Below are 255 nucleotides of genomic sequence, written 5' to 3' on the forward strand. Positions count from 1 at the left end.
CATCGAGCGCGTAACTGATTTGTAAGGCCGTATGTTTTAATTTATTTTCAATTTGAATTTGTTTCGTTGAATCTGGAAAAAGTTCTTGCAGTAATTTTGTATCGCCACCGCTATTTACATGCGTTGTTAAGCTACCTTTGCCAGCAATTTTTGCGACGATTGCACTGACCATCCATTGGCCGAAATGATTTTTATTTGTATGAATGCGAAAATCAACAGGTTGCCCATCGAAGCGAAGTAAGGAAATACCTTGTT

Annotated in this window: 1 protein-coding gene; it reads right to left on the reverse strand. The window is 38.0% G+C overall.

What is annotated here, in order from left to right; all coding sequences use genetic code 11:
• Positions 1–255 (reverse strand): YheC/YheD family protein (locus SB775_RS31575; RefSeq protein ID WP_410865229.1); only part of this gene is annotated, 255 nt, incomplete at both ends.

This window comes from Peribacillus sp. SIMBA_075 (genome assembly GCF_046534585.1).